An 18,170-nucleotide genomic window follows, 5' to 3' on the forward strand; every position below is an offset into this window, starting at 1 on the left:
TTTCCGCCATGGTGCCGTATCTTTTTGCCCGCCGCTATCTCTTTTCGCCGCAGTCCCGGTCGGTCGTGAACCTGATTTCGGGATTGAGCGTTGCGGCCGTGGCGATCCCCGTGGCGGCGATGGTGATCCTGCTGTCGGTTTTCAACGGTTTCGAGTCGCTGGTGAAGTCGATGTATTCGGCCTTCGATGCGGACCTGACGGTGACGCCGCGCCGGGGCCAGACCTTTGCGGCGGAGTCGCTCGACACGGCGGCGCTGCGACGGATCCCGGGCGTCGGGGCGCTGTCGTTCACGTTGGAGCAGAGCGCGCTGCTGGAACACCGGGGGCGCCAGGCCACGGCCACGGTCCGGGGCGTCGACGATGCCTACGGCGAGGTTTTCGACCTGTCGGACGCCGTCACGACGGGCGAATGGCGGGTCCGTGTCGGGGATCTGGAACGCCTGGTCGTGGGTCAGTCGATGGCGTGGATGCTGGGCATCCGGACGCTGGCCGATGCCGACGTGTCGCTCTATGCCGTGCGTCGGGGGAGTTTTTCGACGCTGCTGCCGATGGACAACTACACGCGCCGCACGGAGCCTGTCGGCGGGGTCTACGTGCTGGACCTCGATACGGAGCGGACCTACGTGCTGGCGTCGCTGCGTCTGGCGCAGTCTCTGTTCGACGCTCCGGGCGAGGTCTCGGGACTGGTCCTGCGACTGACGCCGGATGCGGACATCGGGCGGACGCGGCAGGCGGTTTCGGACGCTGCGGGCGCGGATTTCCGGGTCCGCACGCGGGATGAGCTGCGGGCGTCGTTCTACCGGATCATGACCTACGAGAAGTGGGGCATCTTTTTCATCGCACTGCTGGTGCTGGTGATCGCGTCGTTCTCGGTGGTGGGTGCGCTGTCGATGCTCATCGTGGAGAAGCGTCGGGACATCGCGACGCTGCGGGCCCTGGGAGCGGACACGTCGCTGATCCGCACCATCTTCCGGACCGAGGGGCTGCTGATCTGCGGTCTGGGGGCGGCGATCGGGCTGACGCTGGGCGTTGCGTTGAGTCTCATGCAGCAGCACTTCGGAGTGATCGAAATACCGGCGGATACCTTTCTCACGAAGAGCTATCCGGTCGAATTCCGCCTGTCGGACCTGTTTGCCGTGGCGCTGGCCTTTTCGGGAGTTGCGGTTCTTCTGGCGAACGTCACGGTCCGCAGCATGATAAAAAACAGGTTTTGCCCATGAAACGACTTTTTCGGCTTGCGCTCTGCGGGCTGCTGCTTGCCGGCTTCGGTTGTGCCCGCCACAAGATCATTCCGGACGATGAGCTGGCGATGATCTTCCACGATGCGTTTCTTACGAACGCCTACCTGGGGACGCAGAACGTCCGCACCGACTCGCTGCGGCTCTACGAACCGATCTTTGCCCGTTACGGTTATACGACGGAGGATGTGTATTATACGATCGGGAACTTTTCGAAACGGAAGAGCGCCCGGTTGGGCGATGTCGTGGAGCAGGCGATCGACCGTCTGGAATCGGAAGGCAAGGTCTACGACCGGGCGGTTGCTGTTCTGGACACGATCGACAACGTGGCGCGGCGGACCTTCACGCGGACGGTGCTTTCGGATACGCTGATCCGGGTTTCGTCGCTTCGGGATACGTCGAAGCTGCACTTCACGCTGGATGTGGAGCCCGGCGAATACCGTCTTTCGCTGAAATACCGGATCGACTCGCTGGACCGGAACGACCGGGGTCTGAAAGCGGCGATGTGGCTGGAAAAGCGGGACAGCACGCGCGCAAACAACTATACGGTGACGTTGCGCCGGAACCGGGAGGAGCGTTTCACGCGGAATTTCACGACCGATACGACGCACGGCCGGCTGTGCCTTCGTCTGCTGACCTTCGGGGAGAAGCCGCAGCGCCCGTCGCTCACGGTGCGGGATTTGAAGGTGGAGTTCACGCCTCCGACGGACGTCGCCGTGGATCGTCTCTATGAAAAGCAACTCGATATCCGGATCTTTGCCGATGAATTCTTCCGCGCGGCCCTTCCGCCGAAGGATAGCCTCTAACCTGCTCTGGACCCCGCAGGGAATTGTCCGGTCGCCGGTCGTGACCTTCTACGATGCGGAGGATGATTTCGTGGTGGAGACGTGCCCCTGTCCGGACCGGCTTCCGGAGACGGAATTCCATGCGGGACTGCTGGTTGCGGACTTTCCGCCGGATTTCCCGGAGGCCTTCGGACGGCTTCGTGCCTCGTCGGGGGATCTTCTGACGGAGCTGCCGCATACGGTTGTTCCGGGCGGGGTCTGGGTGGTGCTTTCGGGGCTGGACTACGCCCGGATGCGCCTCACCGCGGAGTCCCGCATCCAGCGGCTGTAACGCCGCTCCGCCGTTTCCGGGTGGCCCCTCCGATTCCCCGTTTCCTCTGATTCCCCGATTCCCCGATTCCCCGATTCCCTCCGTTTCCTTTGCCCCCGTTTCTTCCCGACCTGTTGTTTTTCGCTCCGTTCCCTTTCTCCGCCCTGCCGCACCAGTCTCTTCTTGCCCCCTTTTTCCCCTTTTCCGTTTCACGGCATCACTCTCTTTCTTCTCCCTCCTGTCCTGATCCCGATTCCGGGTGTGCATGTTCAGAGCGGCAGATGCTCCTCGACCGTGCGCCGGAGGTGGCTGCTGTCGAGGTGGGTGTAGATCTCGGTCGTGAGGATGCTTTCGTGTCCGAGCATCTCCTGCACCTGCCGGATCGAAGCCCCTCCTTCGAGCAGATGGGTTGCGAACGAGTGGCGGAAGGTGTGGGGGCTGATGCGTTTTTCGATTCCGGCATTCCGCGCAGCCTGTTTGAGGATGGTGAAGACCATGACGCGCGTGAGGCGGCTCCCGCGGTTGTTCAGGAAGAGAGCATCCTCGCCGGAACGGGTTTCGGGGCGTTTGTCGAGGTAGCGGTGGACGCGTTCGCGGGCCGTGGCGCTGATGGGTACGAGCCGCTGTTTGTCGCCTTTTCCGATGACGCGGATGTAGCCCTCGCCGAAGAAGAGATCCTGGATTTTCAGGGATACGAGCTCCGAGACGCGCAGTCCGCAGGAGTAGAGGAGTTCGAGCATGGCGCTGTCGCGCAGCCCTTTGACGGAGGAGGTATCGACGGTGGCGATGATGCGGTCGATCTCGTCGGTCGAGAGGATGTCGGGGAGCTGGCGTCCGAATTTGGGGGACAGGATGAACTCCGCGGGCGAATTTTCGATCTTGTCGGAGATCATCAGGAAGTTGAAGAAGCTCTTGACGCCGCTCAACGCACGGGCCTGGGAGGTCTTTTCGCGCCCGCGGTCGAAGAGCCAGGCCATGTACCGTTCGATCATCTGGGGTTCGACCTTCTGCGGGGGGACGTCCCACATGCGGAGGATGAAGTGTGCGAAGGATCGCAGGTCGCGCATGTAGGACTCGACGGAGTTCTGTGCGAGACGTTTTTCGAGTTTGATGTAGGTGCGGTAGCGACTTGCCGCAGCCTCCCATTTTTTCGTATTTTCGGCCATTCCGGGCGACGTATAATCGAGGAAATATCGTAACTTTGTCGGAACGAAGGTACAAAAATTTTACATAATTATGGATTATATCTCCCTTCAAGTTGAAATCCGCGACGAGGAGCAGGGCGAGATCCTGACGGCGGAACTGGCGGACTATCCGTTCGAGAGTTTCGAGACGGAGGGCACGACGCTCAAAGCCTACATTCCGGGCGAACGCCTTGCGTCGTGCAAGCCGGATGTCGACGCCCTGCTGGTGCGTTACGGGGTTTCGGGACGTTATATCGCCATCGAGACGCAGAACTGGAACGCCGTGTGGGAGCGTAACTTCCCGGCGGTGGATGTCGAGGGGCGGCTCCGGATCCGGGCGCCGTTCCACGACCCGGCGCCGGCCGGGGAGCTCGAGGTGGTGGTGATGCCGAAGATGTCGTTCGGCACGGGGCATCACGCCACGACGTGGCTGGTATCGCGTGCGGTGCTGGATCTGGGCGTTGCGGGCCGCACGGGACTGGACATGGGCAGCGGCACGGGCGTGCTGTCGATCGTGGCCGTGAAGTGCGGGGCGGCGCATGTCGACGCGGTGGACATCGACGACTGGGCGGATGCGAACTGCCGCGAGAACGTGGCGATGAACGGCGTCGGGGAGCGGATCACGCCGCTGCTGGGCGACGTGCGCCGGATTGCGGGACGGCACTACGACTTCATTCTGGCGAACATCAACCGGAACATTCTGCTGGCGGACATGTCCTCCTATGCTGCGGCGCTGACGCCGGGCGGGGATCTGGTGATGAGCGGTTTTCTGGAAGCGGACGTCCCGGCGATCGTCTCGGCGGCTGCGGAGCTGGGTCTTTCCCTGGTCGGGACGGCCTCGCGGGATGGTTGGATGATGGTCCACGTGCGGAAGTCGGCGTGAAAAGCTACAAGGGGCGCGGCATCGTGCTGCATACGCTCAAATACGGCGACACGTCGCTCGTGGCCTATCTGCTGACGGACGTCGGCGGGCGTCGGAGCTACATGGTGCAGGGGGTCCGGAGCCGGAACGGCCACGGATCGAAACTGTCGCTGCTCCAACCGATGTTTCCGGTGGAGTTCGAGGGACTGGAATCTCCGCGGCAGCAGATGGACCGTTTCAAGGAGCTTCGAGCGGGTTTTCCGCTGCAAAGCCTGCCGTTCGACGTGCGGAAGTCGACGATGGCGCTCTTCATGGCGGAAACGCTTTACCGGCTGGTTCGGGAGAGCGAGCCGAACGATCCGTTGTTCGAGTTCGTTTGGAACTCCACGGCGGCGCTGGATGCCCTGGAAGAGGGCGTATCGAACTTCCACCTGTGGTTTCTGGCGAATTTGAGCCGTCTGCTGGGTTTCCGTCCGGGGAACGACTACCGCCCGGGGTGGTGGTTCGACATCCGGGAGGGACTCTATACGGCGTCGAGCCCGCTGCATCCGGGGTCGATGACGCCGGATTGCGCGGCGCTGTTGGATCGGATGTTGCATTGTGACGTGCGGCGGCTGGGGGAGATCGAGCTGAACCGGACGCGGCGGTCGGACTTTTTGAACGCCATGTTGTCCTATTTCGGCTATCATCTGGACGCAATCAGCACAGTTCGTTCGGTGCACATACTACGGGAGGTGTTTTGACGTTCTGACAATAAGGAAAATAAACGCATCGACATGAAAAAGGGTATTTTGGCTGTGGTTTTTGCCTTGCTTCTGGGGGTATCCGCTCCGGCCCGGGATCCGGAGCCTCGTTTCGAGTTGAAACCGGATACGGTACGTCGCACGACGCCGGGCTTTACGCTTCCGGACTCGTTGGCGCACATGTCGCCCTGGAAACCGGATTACCGGACGATGGAGCCGCTCGGGACGAAGCCGGCGGTTTCGATGACGTCGGTTGTTGTGATCCAGCGGGAGAACCTTCCCTCGCGGGTCACGGTGATCGATAACAACACGTTGCGTCTGGGGCCCCATTTCAACCTGTCGAACGGGCAGGCGTGGAACTGGGGATCCTTCCCGAACGCCTACCTCGATGCGCGGACGCTGTCGTTTCCGATGGCCCGCTGACCGTCGGCGGACGAGGAATCCGCCCGAGTACACTTCGTATCGAGCCCTGCCGAAGCCGGCGGGGTTTTCTTTTTCCCGGCCGGCAATTTAGGTATTTTCGCGTATTGACGGGCAAGGATGAAATTGCGAATTTTGCGACAGAAAAAACAACCGTTCCATTCATGAAGACGTTTTTTGCGCCTTTTTTGCCTCTTGTTCTGATGATCGTGCCGTTTCGTATCTTTGCGGAACCGCCGCATCCGTCGGCTCCGGATCCTGTGGTTGCGGATCTCTGCGCGGAGCTGGACTCTCTGAAAACCCGAACGGCGACGTGGGAGAAGATTCTTGCGGCGCTTCCGAAGATTTCGGGCTACGTGCAGACGGGTTATACCTGGTCGGAGCGTTCGTCGACGTTCTTCATCAAGCGGGTCCGCCTGAATCTGTCGGGAGCGCTTGCCGAGCGTCTCGACTACCGGATCCAGATCGAGTTCTGCTCGCCGAAGATCGTCGATGCCTACCTTCGCTACCGGCCGTTCGAGGCGCTGAATATCCAGCTGGGAGAATACAAACTGCCCTTCTCGATCGAGAATACGGAGTATGTCCCCCTGAAATACGAATTCATCGAATATCCGCTGTCGCTGCGCCGGCTGATGGGCTTCGACGATCTCTGCGGGCTTTCGGCGACGGGCCGCGACATGGGAGCGATGCTCTACGGAGGCTTCTTCAAACGCGGGGATTACAGCATCCTGAACTACAACGTGGGCGTCTTCAACGGCGAGGGTCTGAATGTCAAGGACCTGAACCGGGCGAAGGACGTGGTTGCGCGCCTGACGTTGAAACCCTTCGCGGGTTTCCAGGTGGCGGCTTCGGGCTATTGGGGCCGCTATGGGGAGCGGAGTCTGGAACGGACCCGTTACGGGCTTGGTGCGTGCTATGACCGGGGTCCGGTTGTGCTTCGCTGCGAGTACATCTGCGGCACGACGGGTATGCCGCAGGCGGACGGTGAACAGGTCGTCGGTCAGCAGAGCGAGGGTTGGTATGCCGTGGGCGGGGTGCGGATTACGCGGAGCCTGCTGGCGGTGGCTCGTTACGACACTTTTCTGGAAGACCGTTCGGTCGGCGCGACGCGCCAGACGAACTGGACGGCGGGCGTGCTGTGGCAGCCGGTGAAGCACCTGCGCTGCCAGCTCAACTATACTTATGAGGACTACGCATCCCCGGCCGTTGCAAACGGCAACGTGGTTTCGGTGATGCTGTCCGGCATATTCTGACACTTGTAAAACGATGAAAAATCTGCTTGAAAAACTTCGGGTCGAGGATTGGGTCGTGGTCTGGGTCTCGATCCCGCTGCTGGCGCTTGCCGTGCTGATCCCGGCGGACCTTCCGTCGGTCCCCTCGACGCTGGTCGGCGAGGTGGCGTGGTACAACATCGCCTATCTGTTCGTGATCGTGCTGGCGGTTCTCTACGTGGGGAGCCTGCTGCTGCGCCGTCCCTTGAAGGGGATGCTTCCGTCGTTGGCGGTGGTCTTTGCGCTGTCGCTGCTGGCGCAGGTGGTGGCGAAGATCCCGGCCGTTTCCTACTACGGTTTCGAATCGGTCTTCTTCTCGGTGCTGTTCGGGCTTCTGGTCCGCAACGTGTGGCGGGTTCCGGCCTGGATGAAGCCGGCGATCCAGGGCGAGTTCTTCATCAAGATCGGCGTGGTGTGCCTCGGCGCGACGATCCTGTTCAGCGACGTGATGAAATCGGGCGTTTTCGGTCTGTTGCAGGCCGTGCTGGTTGTGGCGGCTGTGTGGTTCTTCGGATTCTGGTTTTCGCGGCGGCAGGGCGTGGACGAACGCTCGGCGATGATTCTTTCGAGCGGGGTTTCGATCTGCGGCGTCTCGGCCTGCATCACGGCGGCGCGGGTTGCCGGGGGTGACGACCGGAAGCTCTCCTACATCGTCTCGCTGGTGCTGATCGTGGTGGTCCCGATGATCTACCTGATGCCGTGGCTGGCCAATTGGATCCTCCCGCATCTGTTTGCTCCGGAGGTTGCCGAGGAGGTTGCCGGGGCGTGGATCGGCGGCACGGTCGACACGACTTCGGGCGTTGCGGCTTCGAGCATGATCGTCGGCGAGGATGCCAACCGGCATGCCGTGATCATCAAGGCGGCGCAGAACGTGCTGATCGGTGTCGTGGCCTTTTTCATTGCGCTGTACCTCTCGGCCCGCGGCGGGAAAGGCGGCCAGAAACCCTCGCTGGGAATCGTCTGGGAAAAGTTTCCGAAATTCATTCTGGGCTTCGTGGCGGCGTCGCTGGTGTTCAGTCTCTTGCAGTCGAATGGCGTCTTCGTGCCGGGCGCGAAGGGCAAATTGCTCGAACCGGGCGTTGCGAAGATGTTTTCGTCGGTCTTCTTCTCGCTGGCCTTCGTCTGCATCGGCCTTGACACGCGGCTGAAAGAGATCATCTCGAAGGAGAACCGCAACATCCTGCGTGCGTTCCTGACGGCCCAGACCTTCAATATCGTGGCGACGTTCCTGATTGCCTGCCTGCTGTTCGGGGTGCTGAAACCGCTCTGGTCGTAGGAGAAGAGAGAGGGGGGGGGAGATTTTTCGGAAAAATGCTGTTGCGGATACGAAATGTCTTGCAAAAAGCGTTTCATGTGAGAAAACCTGACCCTCTGACCATGCGAACCCTGCTGCTTGCGGCAGCGATGCTGACGTGCCTCGCTGCCCGCCCGGCCCTCTGCCGGAACTCCGAACCGATTGTCCCCACCGCGCCCTTGTCGAACTTTACGCTGACAGCCGCGGATTTCGAAGATCCCCGCACGCTCGACAACCTCGAAACGCTCTGCCGGGTCTGGGGCTATGCCAAGTACCACCACCCGGTCTTCTGTGACACGCTGTGCCGCGTCGATGTCGACAGCGCCCTCTTTGCCCTGCTGCCGAAGGTCGTGCACGCCGACCGGGAGACCCGCAACCGGCACCTGCTCGACTGGGTCCGCTCGCTGGGAGATTACACCCCCAACCGGGTCGAGTGCGAACAGGCGCTGGCTCCGTATGACCTGGTCGGGACGGCCGACCTCGGTTGGACGGCTGACACCGTGTTGCTGGGCGGGGAGCTCTCGCATCTGTTGCAGGACCTGCGTTATGCCGAGCGCGATGAGAACTACTACCTCCGCATGGGAACAATGGAAACCGAACTGGGCTACCGCTACCTGTCGTTGCGCGGCGAGAAATCCTATCCGACCCCGCAGATGGATAACGGGCTCAACCTGCTGACGCTCTTCCGGCTGTGGAACGTCATCGAATATTATGCTCCGAACCGTTCGCTGACGCTGCACCCCTGGAATGAAGTGCTCTCCACCTATATTCCTCTCATGGGGGTCGAGACGGACCCCGTCCGCTTCTCCCGGCTCTACTTCCGGCTGATCCGCGAGCTTAACGACGGCCATGCCTACGCGCCGATCGAGATGCTCTTCGGACAGCGGATGCTACCCGTGTGGCCGCTCCAGGCCGAAGGGCGCCTCTTTGTCGGCCACTCCGGCGACGGGGTTCTCGAGCGGGGCGACGAAGTGGTGGCCATCGACGGGGAGCCTCTCTCCGAACGGCTGGATCTGTTGCGGGAATATGCCTCGCGATCGAACGAGGCGAGCCTGCGTGAGGCCCTCCGTTTATACGGGCTCTGCACGCGCCGCGACACCGCCGAGGTGGTCCGCCGCCGCGCCGGGGTCTGCGACACGCTCCGCGTGGCAACGATACCCTATAGCAGCGCCTCCTCCATTTACGACCCGGCCCAACTCGCGCAGCCGCCCTTCCGCCTGCTGGCCGATTCGGTGGGTTACATCTACGCCGGGACCTTCTCACGCGAGCACCTCGCCGAGGTCGTGCAGACGCTGCCCCGCACGCGGGCGCTCATCATCGACCTGCGCACCTACCCACAGAATATGGACATCGCGCTGACAGCGCTGATCGGCCGGTCGCTGCGTACCGAGCCGGTCGTTGCCTGGCAGATGGTGCATCCGACGCTGGCCCTGCCCGGCCTCTTCTTCCGGCAGGAGCAGTTGCTGTACAATGGCTTCGAGGAGGGTGCCGAGCGGTGCACCCAGCCCTACAAAGGGCGGGTAATCTTACTGGTGAACGAGTCGACGCAGAGCAACCCCGAGTACCAGGCCATGGCGTTCCAGAGTTGCCCGCAGACGCTGACCATCGGCTCGCCGACCTCGGGTGCCGACGGCGATATTGTCTGGATTCCGTTGCCCGGAGGGTTGATGACCTCTTTTTCGGGAATCGGTGTCTTCTATCCGGACGGAACCCCGACCCAGACCGTGGGCGTGCGCCTCGATGTCGAGGTGGATGATACGGTGGAGAGTCTGCAGGCGGGACGGGATCTGGTTCTGGAGAAGGCCTTGGAACTGGCTCGTTGATATTTAGGTGGATATTCTCACCACAATATATATCTGATTGTATCACATAACAATAAGTAAAATGAGACCAGTGTTTCGTATTTTCTGTATCCTGCTTTGTCTGTTGTGCGTTACACCTGTCATGCAGGCCCAGCAAACACCCGTCCCTGCCCCCGCCTCCTCCGGATTCAACCTCACGGCGGAGGATCTGAAGGATCCCCGTGCCGTCGGAAATCTCGAAACGCTCTGCCGCGTCTGGGGCTATGCCAAGTACCACCATCCGGTCTTCTGTGACACGCTGTGCCGCGTCGATGTCGACAGCGCCCTCTTTGCCCTGCTGCCGAAGGTCGTGCACGCCGACCGGGAGACCCGCAACCGGCACCTGCTCGACTGGGTCCGCTCGCTGGGAGATTACACCCCTAACCGGATCGAGTGCGAACAGGCGCTGGCACCGTATGACCTGGTCGGGACGACCGACCTCGGTTGGACGGCCGACACCACGCTGCTGGGCGGGGAGCTTTCGAAGCTGTTGCAGGAGCTGCGTTATGCCGAGCGCGATGAGAACTACTACCTCCGCATGGGAACAATGGAAAACGGAGCGGGTTATCACTACCTGTCGTTGAGCAACGAGAGGTCCTATCCGACCCAGCAGATGGATAGCGGACTCAACCTGCTGACGCTCTTCCGGTTGTGGAACGTCATCGAATATTATGCTCCGAACCGTTCGCTGACGCTGCACCCTTGGGAGGAGGTGCTCACGAGTTACATTCCGCGCATGGGGGTCGAGACGGATCCCGTCCGCTTCTCCCGGCTCTATTTCCGGCTGATTCGCGAGCTCAACGACGGCCATGCCTACGCGCCGATCGAGATGCTCTTCGGACAGCGGATGCTGCCCGTGTGGCCGCTCCAGGCCGAAGGGCGCCTCTTTGTCGGCCACTCCGACGACGGGGTTCTCGAACGGGGCGACGAGGTGGTGGCCATTGATGGGGAGCCTATCTCCGAACGGCTGGAGCTGCTGCGGGAATATGCCTCGCGGTCGAACGAGGCAAGTCTGCGCCAGGCCCTCCGTTATTACGGGCTCTGCACGCGCCGCGATACCGCCGAGGTGGTCCGCCGTCGCGCCGGGTCCTGCGACACGCTCCGCGTGGCAACGGTGCCCTATGGCAGCGTCTCCCCCATTTACGACCCGGCCCAGCTCGCACAGCCGCCCTTCCGCCTGCTGGCCGATTCGGTGGGGTACATCTACGCCGGGACCTTCTCACGCGAGCACCTCGCCGAGGTCGGGCAGACGCTGCCCCGCACGCGGGCACTCATCATCGACCTGCGCACCTACCCGCTGAATGTGGACGGCGCGCTGATAGCGCTGATTGGCCAGTCGCTGCGCACCGAGTCGGTCGTTGTTAGGCAGGCGCTTTATCAGACACTGGCCCTGCCCGGTCTCTTCTACCGGCAGGAGCAGTGGCTGTTCGAGGACTTCGGAGAGGTTGCCGCACGATGTACCGAACCCTACAAAGGACGGGTAATTTTACTGGTCGACGAACTGACGCAGAGCAACCCCGAGTTCCAGGCCATGGCATTCCAGAGTTGCCCGCAGACGCTGACCATCGGTTCGCCGACCTCGGGTGCCACCGGCTCCATTGTCTGGATTCCGCTGCCCGGTCAGATAACCAGTTTCTCCGGTGTCGGCGTCCTCTATCCGGACGGAACCCCGACCCAGACCGTAGGAGTGCGCCTCGATGTCGAGGTGCTGCCGACGGCCGAAGGGTTGCAGGCCGGGCGTGACGAGGTGCTCGAACGGGTGCTGTCGCTTGCCGCCGGAGACTGACCCGGCTCGGACCCTCCCGTCCGGACACCCCCCCCCATGAAAAAGGCCGATCCGCGCGGATCAGCCTTTTTTTGCGTTTCTCTGAACCGGAGCCGTTTTTCTTTTCCCGGAGTCTCTGCCGGCGCCTTTTGGACCGACCGTCTGCCGTCCCTCTTTTCCGGCCTTTCTTCGATCCGCGAATCCACTCCGGGCCGGAGCCTGCCGGGCGAAGAAATAACTCTTCTGCCGCCGTTTCTCCTCCTGCGAGCGGGCCACGTAGACCGCTTCGTGCGTGTAGGGGTTTTCGCCGGTCCAGAACATCACCGACGAGAGGGTCATCGGCGTGGGGGTCAGGTCCTGCACCTGTTCCAGGTTGAAGTGCAACCGTCCCAACACCTTCTCCGACAACGCCTTCATGTCCTGCTCCGTGCATCCCGGATGCGACGAGATGAAGTAGGGAATCAGCTGATAGGGCAGCTGCTCCTCGCGGCAAATGCGGTGGAAGTCGTCGTTGAGCTTCTCGAAGAGCGCGAAGGTCGGTTTGCGCATCAGCCGCAGCACGCCCTCTTCGGTGTGCTCCGGGGCGACCTTCAACCGCCCGGAGGTGTGATGGACCAATACGGTGCGCAGATAGGGCGAGTCGTCGAAGAGGTCGTAGCGGATTCCGCTGCCGATGAACGCCTTCTTGATCCTCTTCACGGCGCGGATCTTCGCGTAGAGATCCAGCAGCGGCCGGTGGTCGTTGTCGAGATTGGGGCACTTCGCCGGATGGAGGCACGACGCGCGCCGACACCGGGCACAGAGCGCCCGGTCCCGGCCGCCCATGCGGTACATGTTGGCCGAGGGGGCCCCGACGTCGGAGAGATAGCCCTTGAATCCGGGCATCTTCGTGATGCGCTCCACTTCGGCGAGGATCGACCGCTCGCTGCGCGAGTGTACGAACTTGCCCTGATGGGCCGAGATGGTGCAGAACGAGCATCCTCCGAAACACCCGCGGTGGATGTTCACCGAGAATTTGATCATCTCCCAGGCGGGGATCTCCCCGCGGCCCGCATACCGCGGATGGGGCGCCCGTTCGTAGGGGAGGTCGAACGAATGGTCCAGCTCTTCGGTCGTGAGGGCGGCATTGGCGGGCGTCACGACGACATACTGCCCGCCGACGGCCTCGACCAGCGTCGCTTCGGGGGCCATCAGGTTGCTCTGGGTCTCGATCACGGTGAAGTTCTCGCCGAAGGCCCGCTTGTCGCGCACGCACTCCTCGAAACCGTGGAGCCGGATCGTGCGCTCGGGATCGAGACGTGAAACATACCCCTCGTCGGCCAGAAAGGCCACCTGGCGGATCCTGCGCAGCAGCTTGGCGTTGTATCCGTTGCGCATGGCGCGTGCGACCTGCTGGATGACCCCTTCGCCCATGCCGTAGATCAGCAGGTCGGCGCCGCTTTCGACCAGCACCGAGGGTTTCAGCCGGTCGCTCCAATAGTCGTAGTGGGTCAGCCGCCGCAGCGAAGCCTCGATGCCTCCGACGACGACCGGAACATGGGGATACAGCCGTTTGAGAATCTGCGTGTAGACCGTCACGGCGTAATCGGGCCGGAATCCGGCCTTTCCGCCGGGGGTGTAGGCATCGTCGTGGCGCAGCCGGAGGTTGGCCGTGTAGTGGTTGACCATCGAGTCCATGGCGCCGGCCGATACGCCGAAAAAGAGCTTCGGGGCCCCCAGTTTGGTAAAGTCGCGCAGGTCGTCGCGCCAGTTGGGCTGGGGGACGATCGCCACGCGGTAGCCCTCGGCTTCGAGCAGCCGCCCCACGACCGCAGCCCCGAAGGCCGGGTGGTCGATGTAGGCATCGCCCGAGAAGAGGATCACGTCGAGCTGATCCCATCCGCGTTCGCGGACCTCCTTGACGGTTGTCGGCAGAAACATCGCTTCTTGAAACGGGGTTGTTTTGTCCGGCCTTTCGGGGGCCGTTTTCTGTTTGTTCTCTGTTTTTTCCGAGTCCGGAGACCGGCTTGTCAGGGTTGTCCTATTCCTCCTCTTCCGGGCCGCGGCCGCCGGCCACATAGGCGTCCCACTTGGCGAGCAGCGCCTTGAAGTCGTCGGGCAGCTCGCTGTCGAACAGGACGTCGCGGTGCGTGGCGGGGTGCTCGAATCCCAACAGCCGGGCGTGGAGCGCGTGACGGGGCATCACGGCGAAGCAGTTCTCGATGAACTGGCGGTATTTGGCAAAGGTCGTGCCTTTGAGGATGCGGTCTCCGCCGTATCGCTCGTCGTTGAAGAGCGGATGCCCGATCCAGGCCATGTGGACGCGGATCTGATGCGTGCGTCCGGTTTCGAGCCGGCACTCCACGAGTGTCACGTAGCCGTACCTGCGCAACACCTTCCAGTGAGTCACGGCGTGCTTGCCGTCCGATCCGTCGGCAAAGACGTACATCTTCTGCCGGTCCTTCGGGCTGCGGCCGATGTTTCCCGTGATGGTCCCCTCGTCCTCGTCCGGATTTCCCCACACGAGGGCGACGTAGCGGCGCTGGATCGTGTGGTCGAAGAACTGCTTGGCCAGCCGGGCGTGGGTCTGTTCGTCCTTGGCGATCACGAGCAGTCCCGAGGTGTTCTTGTCGATGCGGTGGACGAGTCCGGCGCGGTTCTGCTCCTCGGCCGTGATTCCCTGGGCGTTGAGGTGGTACATCAGGGCGTTTACGAGCGTCCCGGTGTAGTTCCCCACGCCGGGGTGTACGACCATCCCGGCGGGTTTGTTGACGATCAGCAGATGGTCGTCCTCATAGGGAATGTCGAGCGGGATGTTCTCGGCCACAAGCTCCGTTTCGCGCCGCGGATAGGGCAGAACGATCTGGATGCGGTCCAGCGGCTTGACCTTGTAGCTCGATTTGGCGGCCTTTCCGTTGACGAGGATATTGCCGCTGTCGGCCGCCGCCTGGATGCGGTTGCGCGAGCAGTGCTCCATCCGCACGGTGAGGAACTTGTCCAGCCGCATGGGTGTCTGCCCCTTGTCGGCCGTCACGGCGAAGTGCTCGTAGAGCCCGGCCTCCTCTTCGTCCTCGGCCTCTTCGCTGATCTCGTCTCCGGCAGCCGCCCCGTCGTCGGATACGGACTCCTCCGCAGCCGTTCCGAATCTTGCGGCAAGGGAATCGGGAGCCGACCGTTCGTTGGATGCGTCGGTATGTCGTTCGGTCTTCATCAGTCGAAAAATCCTTCGTTGTCGTCGTTCCGTTCGCGGACGGAAGCACCTTCGCCGGCGGGCGCAAGGGTCTCTTCGAGCGGGATCCGGGCCAGCGAATCGCTCTCCTGCTGCTCTTCGATCCTTCGTTCGGCCGCGACCGCCGCAGCCTGCTTTTCGGCCTCGGAGCGGTGTTTCCCGAGCTTCTCCGCATCGAGCGTGAGCCGCAGGTCGACCCTCGATCCCAGGGCGGCCGAGCGTTCGGCGCCGGGAACCTGAATATAGACCCGAGCATCCTTCTGGTTGAGGAGGTTGATCCCTTCATCGAAGTCGATGCGTCCGACGTTCAGTCCGAGTTCCCAAATACGGCTTTTGGCCTGGGCGAGGGGCTGCCCGACCAGCTGCGGCACGACGGTCGTGCCGTATCCCTGCTCGACGCCGACGTGGAGCGTCACGCCGGAGCCCATTTCGGCCTCCATCCGGGAGTGCTGGGTGACGGGTTTTCCGTCGTAGAACTCTTCGAGGACGTAGTTCGTGGCGATGTCGGCCCGGTAGACGAGCTTCTCGATTTCGAGTCCGGCGATTTCGAGCATGTTCTTGGCCTGCCGCAGGGATCGTCCGGCGACATAGGGCACGGGGACCATCTTCTGGCGGAAGGAGTTGATCGTGATGTAGACGGTCCGTCCGGGTTTCACCTCGACGCCGCCTTCGGGGAGCTGGTCGAGGACGATTCCGCCCTCGTAGGCGGGGACGAAGAGCGAGTCGTTGATATGGAGTTTGAGGTCGTGCTTGCGGGCGAGACGCTGTGCGTCGGCGAGGGGCACTCCGGAGAAGTCGGGGACGGTGCGGCGTGCGCCGTGGCGGGTTCCGATCTGCATGAGCAGGTGTGCGGCGACGGCCATCACGAGGATGATCGCGGCGATGAGGAGGATGTTCCAGAGGAGCCGGTTCTCGCGGATCCGGGCGATGAGGCTGGGTTGTTTCTGCATGGTTGACAGGTTATTTCGGCGCTTTTCTGTACAGATAGACGGCAATGAAGAGGTAGATGATGTTGGGGAGCCAGACGGCGAGTCCGGTGGGGAGGGTGCCGCTCTTGGCGAACTCCTCGAAGAAGCGGTTGAAGAGTATGTACGAGAAACAGAGAGCCACGCCGATTCCGATGTGGAGACCGGTGCCTCCGCGGACCTTTCGCGAGGAGAGCGAGACGCCGATCAGCGTGAGGATGAAGGTCGAGAGCGGATAGGCGTATCGGGCGTGCTTTTCGACCTCGATGATGTTGATCGAGTCGGATCCTTTGGCCCGCTGCTGGTCGAGGAATCGGTTCAGTTCCGAGATGTTCATCGTCTGGATCAGGTCGTTGATGGCTCCCAGTTCGGAGACTTCGAGGTTGATGAGCGTGTCGAGGTTCCGGAACTGTTCGAAGGTTTCGCCGCCGTCGGGGGTGAAGGCGCGAGTGGTGTAGCGGGGCGCTGTCCAGCGTTTGGTTTCGGGGTCGAAGGAGACGTCGGAGGCTTCCAGCGAACGGGTCATGACGTTGTTTTCGTATCGTTCCAGCACGAAGAACGAGGCTTGCCGGGCGTTTCCGTTGTAGCCGCGGATGTAGGCGAAGGTTCCGGGTTCGATCTGTCGGTATATGTGCCGGTCGTAGCGTGTGTTCTGCTTTTTGGGGATGTACTCCTGCTGGAAGGCGAGGACGCGCTGCTGGGAGCGTGGGATGACCCAGAGGTTCAGGGTGAGCGAGAGGGAGGCGATGATGAGCGCGCCGAGGAAATAGGGCCACATCAGGCGGCGGAACGACATGCCTCCGGAGAGCATGGCGACGATTTCGGTCTGATAGGCCATCTTCGAGGTGAAGAAGATGCAGGCGATGAAGGTGAACAGACCGCTGAACTGGTTGATGAAGAAGGGGATGAAGTTGACGTAGTTCCGGAAGAGGATCGCTTTCAGGGGGGCCTTCGTGGCGGTGAAGTCGTCGATTTTCTCGGCGTAGTCGAAGATCACGACGATGACGATGATCATCGCGATGGCGAAGAAGTAGGTTGCGAGGAACTTGCCGAGTATGTAGCGGTCCAGGATCTTGAACCCGGGGAATCGGATTTTCATCGGTTGTTCAGAGTCTTCGGGTTAGTTTGGGGACCATCGTCTCTTTCCAGGCCTTGAAATCTCCGGCGAGGATATGGTTGCGGGCCTCGCCGACGAGCCGCAGGTAGAAGGCGATGTTGTGGAGCGAGGCGATCTGTGCGGCGAGCATTTCGCCGCAGGTGCAGAGGTGGTGCAGATAGGCCTTCGAGTAGAGGGTATCGACGAATGCCGTTCCGTCGGGGTCGATGGGCGAGAAGTCGTCCTCCCACTTTTTGTTGCGGATGTTGATGACGCCCTCGGCGGTGAAGAGCTGTCCGTTGCGGCCGTTCCGCGTGGGCATCACGCAGTCGAACATGTCGACGCCTCGTTCGATCGCTTCGAGGATGTTCACCGGGGTTCCGACCCCCATGAGGTAGCGGGGCCGGTCTTCGGGGAGGATGGCGTTGACCACCTCGATCATCTCGTACATCACCTCGGTGGGTTCGCCGACGGCCAGTCCGCCGATGGCGTATCCGTCGGCGTCGTACTGCTTGACGTTCTCGGCGGCCCGGGCCCGCAGGTCGGGATAGGTGCACCCCTGCACGATGGGGAACAGCGCCTGGTAGTGTCCGTATTTGGGTGCGGTCTGCCGGTATCGGTTGAAGCAGCGGTCGAGCCAGCGTTCGGTAAGATCGAGCGACTTGGCGGCGTAGTCGCGCGGCGCGTCGCCCGGGGGGCACTCGTCGAAGGCCATCATGATGTCGGCGCCGATCGTCCGTTCGGTGTCGATGACGCTTTCGGGGGTGAAGAGGTGCTTCGATCCGTCGATGTGGGAGCGGAAATGGCACCCCTCCTCTTTGAGTTTGCGGCAGGCGGCGAGGGAGAAGACCTGAAACCCGCCGCTGTCGGTGAGCATGGGGCCGTCCCAGGTGGAGAAGCGGTGCACGCCGCCGGCCTGTTCGAGGATCCGCATGCCGGGTCGCAGATAGAGGTGGTAGGTGTTCGCCAGAATGATCTGTGCGCGGGCTTCGTCGCGGACGTCGCGGTGGAAGATTCCCTTGACGGTTGCGGCGGTTCCCACGGGCATGAAGATCGGCGTACGGATGACGCCATGATCGGTTTCCAGTTCACCGGCCCGGGCCTGCGAGGCCGGGTCTTTATGTTGCAGGGTAAATTTCATACGCATCTATTCGGCAAAAATACACAAAATATTCGTATCTTTGCGCA

Annotated in this window: 16 protein-coding genes; 10 read left to right on the plus strand and 6 right to left on the minus strand. The window is 62.1% G+C overall.

Going from position 1 to position 18,170, the window contains the following annotated elements; all coding sequences use genetic code 11:
- The first annotated feature begins 8 nt into the window (after positions 1-8).
- The 3 genes from B5G16_RS01120 to B5G16_RS01130 are packed head-to-tail and all read left to right on the plus strand — an operon-like array spanning position 9 to position 2,354.
- Positions 9-1,220 (plus strand): ABC transporter permease, encoded by a 1,212-nt coding sequence (locus tag B5G16_RS01120; protein WP_087260231.1) that lies wholly within the window; start codon positions 9-11, stop codon positions 1,218-1,220.
- A complete protein-coding gene (locus B5G16_RS01125; protein WP_087260233.1) occupies positions 1,217-2,044 on the plus strand; it encodes a DUF4296 domain-containing protein in 828 nt (275 codons plus the stop codon). The genes B5G16_RS01120 and B5G16_RS01125 overlap by 4 nt, the downstream gene beginning before the upstream one ends.
- 40 nt (positions 2,045-2,084) lie before the next feature.
- Positions 2,085-2,354, plus strand: a complete 270-nt coding sequence (locus B5G16_RS01130) for a cytosine deaminase (RefSeq protein ID WP_239405900.1) — start codon at positions 2,085-2,087, stop codon at positions 2,352-2,354.
- A 248-nt stretch (positions 2,355-2,602) separates the two neighbouring features.
- Here the strand turns inward: B5G16_RS01130 and xerD are convergent, their stop codons facing one another.
- Positions 2,603-3,499 (minus strand): site-specific tyrosine recombinase XerD, encoded by an 897-nt coding sequence (gene xerD / locus B5G16_RS01135; RefSeq protein WP_087260236.1) that lies wholly within the window; start codon positions 3,497-3,499, stop codon positions 2,603-2,605.
- 70 nt (positions 3,500-3,569) lie between these two features.
- On the opposite strand from xerD, the gene prmA reads away from it, so the two are divergent.
- The 7 genes from prmA to B5G16_RS01170 all read left to right on the plus strand — a co-directional run bounded on the left by prmA (position 3,570) and on the right by B5G16_RS01170 (position 11,734).
- Complete coding sequence (gene prmA, locus B5G16_RS01140; protein ID WP_087260238.1) at positions 3,570-4,400, plus strand: 50S ribosomal protein L11 methyltransferase; 831 nt, start codon at positions 3,570-3,572, stop codon at positions 4,398-4,400.
- Positions 4,397-5,122, plus strand: coding sequence for a DNA repair protein RecO (gene recO / locus B5G16_RS01145; protein ID WP_087260240.1), 726 nt, complete (start codon positions 4,397-4,399; stop codon positions 5,120-5,122). The genes prmA and recO overlap by 4 nt, the downstream gene beginning before the upstream one ends.
- Before the next feature lie 33 nt (positions 5,123-5,155).
- Positions 5,156-5,545, plus strand: a complete 390-nt coding sequence (locus B5G16_RS01150; protein WP_087260241.1) for a hypothetical protein — start codon at positions 5,156-5,158, stop codon at positions 5,543-5,545.
- Between the two features lie 161 nt (positions 5,546-5,706).
- Positions 5,707-6,795: a porin gene (locus B5G16_RS01155; RefSeq protein ID WP_087260243.1), complete on the plus strand. Its 1,089-nt coding sequence runs from the start codon at positions 5,707-5,709 to the stop codon at positions 6,793-6,795.
- Between the two features lie 13 nt (positions 6,796-6,808).
- Positions 6,809-8,089, plus strand: coding sequence for a YeiH family protein (locus tag B5G16_RS01160; protein ID WP_087260246.1), 1,281 nt, complete (start codon positions 6,809-6,811; stop codon positions 8,087-8,089).
- Positions 8,090-8,190: 101 nt separating this feature from the next.
- A complete protein-coding gene (locus B5G16_RS01165) occupies positions 8,191-9,930 on the plus strand; it encodes a S41 family peptidase (protein WP_162611997.1) in 1,740 nt (579 codons plus the stop codon).
- Between the two features lie 121 nt (positions 9,931-10,051).
- On the plus strand, positions 10,052-11,734 hold the full coding sequence (locus B5G16_RS01170; protein WP_162611998.1) for a S41 family peptidase: 1,683 nt from the start codon (positions 10,052-10,054) through the stop codon (positions 11,732-11,734).
- A 60-nt stretch (positions 11,735-11,794) separates the two neighbouring features.
- Here B5G16_RS01170 and B5G16_RS01175 read toward each other — a convergent pair whose 3' ends face one another.
- The 5 genes from B5G16_RS01175 to tgt all read right to left on the minus strand — a co-directional run bounded on the left by B5G16_RS01175 (position 11,795) and on the right by tgt (position 18,123).
- Positions 11,795-13,633, minus strand: a complete 1,839-nt coding sequence (locus tag B5G16_RS01175) for a YgiQ family radical SAM protein (protein WP_087260253.1) — start codon at positions 13,631-13,633, stop codon at positions 11,795-11,797.
- Between the two features lie 100 nt (positions 13,634-13,733).
- The gene (locus B5G16_RS01180) at positions 13,734-14,903 is read right to left on the minus strand and encodes an RluA family pseudouridine synthase (protein ID WP_239405901.1); all 1,170 of its coding nucleotides are present in this window, start codon (positions 14,901-14,903) and stop codon (positions 13,734-13,736) included.
- Positions 14,903-15,871 carry a PASTA domain-containing protein gene (locus B5G16_RS01185; RefSeq protein ID WP_087260256.1) on the minus strand — a complete coding sequence of 323 codons (969 nt, stop codon included), beginning with the start codon at positions 15,869-15,871 and terminating at the stop codon, positions 14,903-14,905. Before B5G16_RS01185 ends, B5G16_RS01180 begins: the two co-directional genes overlap by 1 nt.
- 10 nt (positions 15,872-15,881) lie before the next feature.
- Entirely contained in the window at positions 15,882-16,985 is a 1,104-nt protein-coding gene (locus tag B5G16_RS01190; protein WP_087260258.1) for an LptF/LptG family permease, read from the minus strand.
- Between the two features lie 7 nt (positions 16,986-16,992).
- Positions 16,993-18,123 carry a tRNA guanosine(34) transglycosylase Tgt gene (tgt, locus tag B5G16_RS01195; protein WP_087260260.1) on the minus strand — a complete coding sequence of 377 codons (1,131 nt, stop codon included), beginning with the start codon at positions 18,121-18,123 and terminating at the stop codon, positions 16,993-16,995.
- Between the last annotated feature and the right edge of the window lie 47 nt (positions 18,124-18,170).

Origin of the sequence: Alistipes sp. An66, assembly GCF_002161445.1 — a bacterium.
GTDB classification, from domain to species: Bacteria; Bacteroidota; Bacteroidia; order Bacteroidales; family Rikenellaceae; genus Alistipes; species Alistipes cottocaccae.

Coding starts and splice junctions, on each gene's coding strand:
- B5G16_RS01120 (WP_087260231.1), top strand. CDS start 9: ATGGTGCCGTATCTTTTTGCCCGCCGCTATCTCTTTTCGCCGCAGTCC.
- B5G16_RS01125 (WP_087260233.1), top strand. CDS start 1,217: ATGAAACGACTTTTTCGGCTTGCGCTCTGCGGGCTGCTGCTTGCCGGC.
- xerD (WP_087260236.1), bottom strand. CDS start 3,499: ATGGCCGAAAATACGAAAAAATGGGAGGCTGCGGCAAGTCGCTACCGC.
- prmA (WP_087260238.1), top strand. CDS start 3,570: ATGGATTATATCTCCCTTCAAGTTGAAATCCGCGACGAGGAGCAGGGC.
- B5G16_RS01150 (WP_087260241.1), top strand. CDS start 5,156: ATGAAAAAGGGTATTTTGGCTGTGGTTTTTGCCTTGCTTCTGGGGGTA.
- B5G16_RS01155 (WP_087260243.1), top strand. CDS start 5,707: ATGAAGACGTTTTTTGCGCCTTTTTTGCCTCTTGTTCTGATGATCGTG.
- B5G16_RS01160 (WP_087260246.1), top strand. CDS start 6,809: ATGAAAAATCTGCTTGAAAAACTTCGGGTCGAGGATTGGGTCGTGGTC.
- B5G16_RS01165 (WP_162611997.1), top strand. CDS start 8,191: ATGCGAACCCTGCTGCTTGCGGCAGCGATGCTGACGTGCCTCGCTGCC.
- B5G16_RS01170 (WP_162611998.1), top strand. CDS start 10,052: ATGCAGGCCCAGCAAACACCCGTCCCTGCCCCCGCCTCCTCCGGATTC.
- B5G16_RS01175 (WP_087260253.1), bottom strand. CDS start 13,633: ATGTTTCTGCCGACAACCGTCAAGGAGGTCCGCGAACGCGGATGGGAT.
- B5G16_RS01180 (WP_239405901.1), bottom strand. CDS start 14,903: ATGAAGACCGAACGACATACCGACGCATCCAACGAACGGTCGGCTCCC.
- B5G16_RS01185 (WP_087260256.1), bottom strand. CDS start 15,871: ATGCAGAAACAACCCAGCCTCATCGCCCGGATCCGCGAGAACCGGCTC.
- B5G16_RS01190 (WP_087260258.1), bottom strand. CDS start 16,985: ATGAAAATCCGATTCCCCGGGTTCAAGATCCTGGACCGCTACATACTC.
- tgt (WP_087260260.1), bottom strand. CDS start 18,123: ATGAAATTTACCCTGCAACATAAAGACCCGGCCTCGCAGGCCCGGGCC.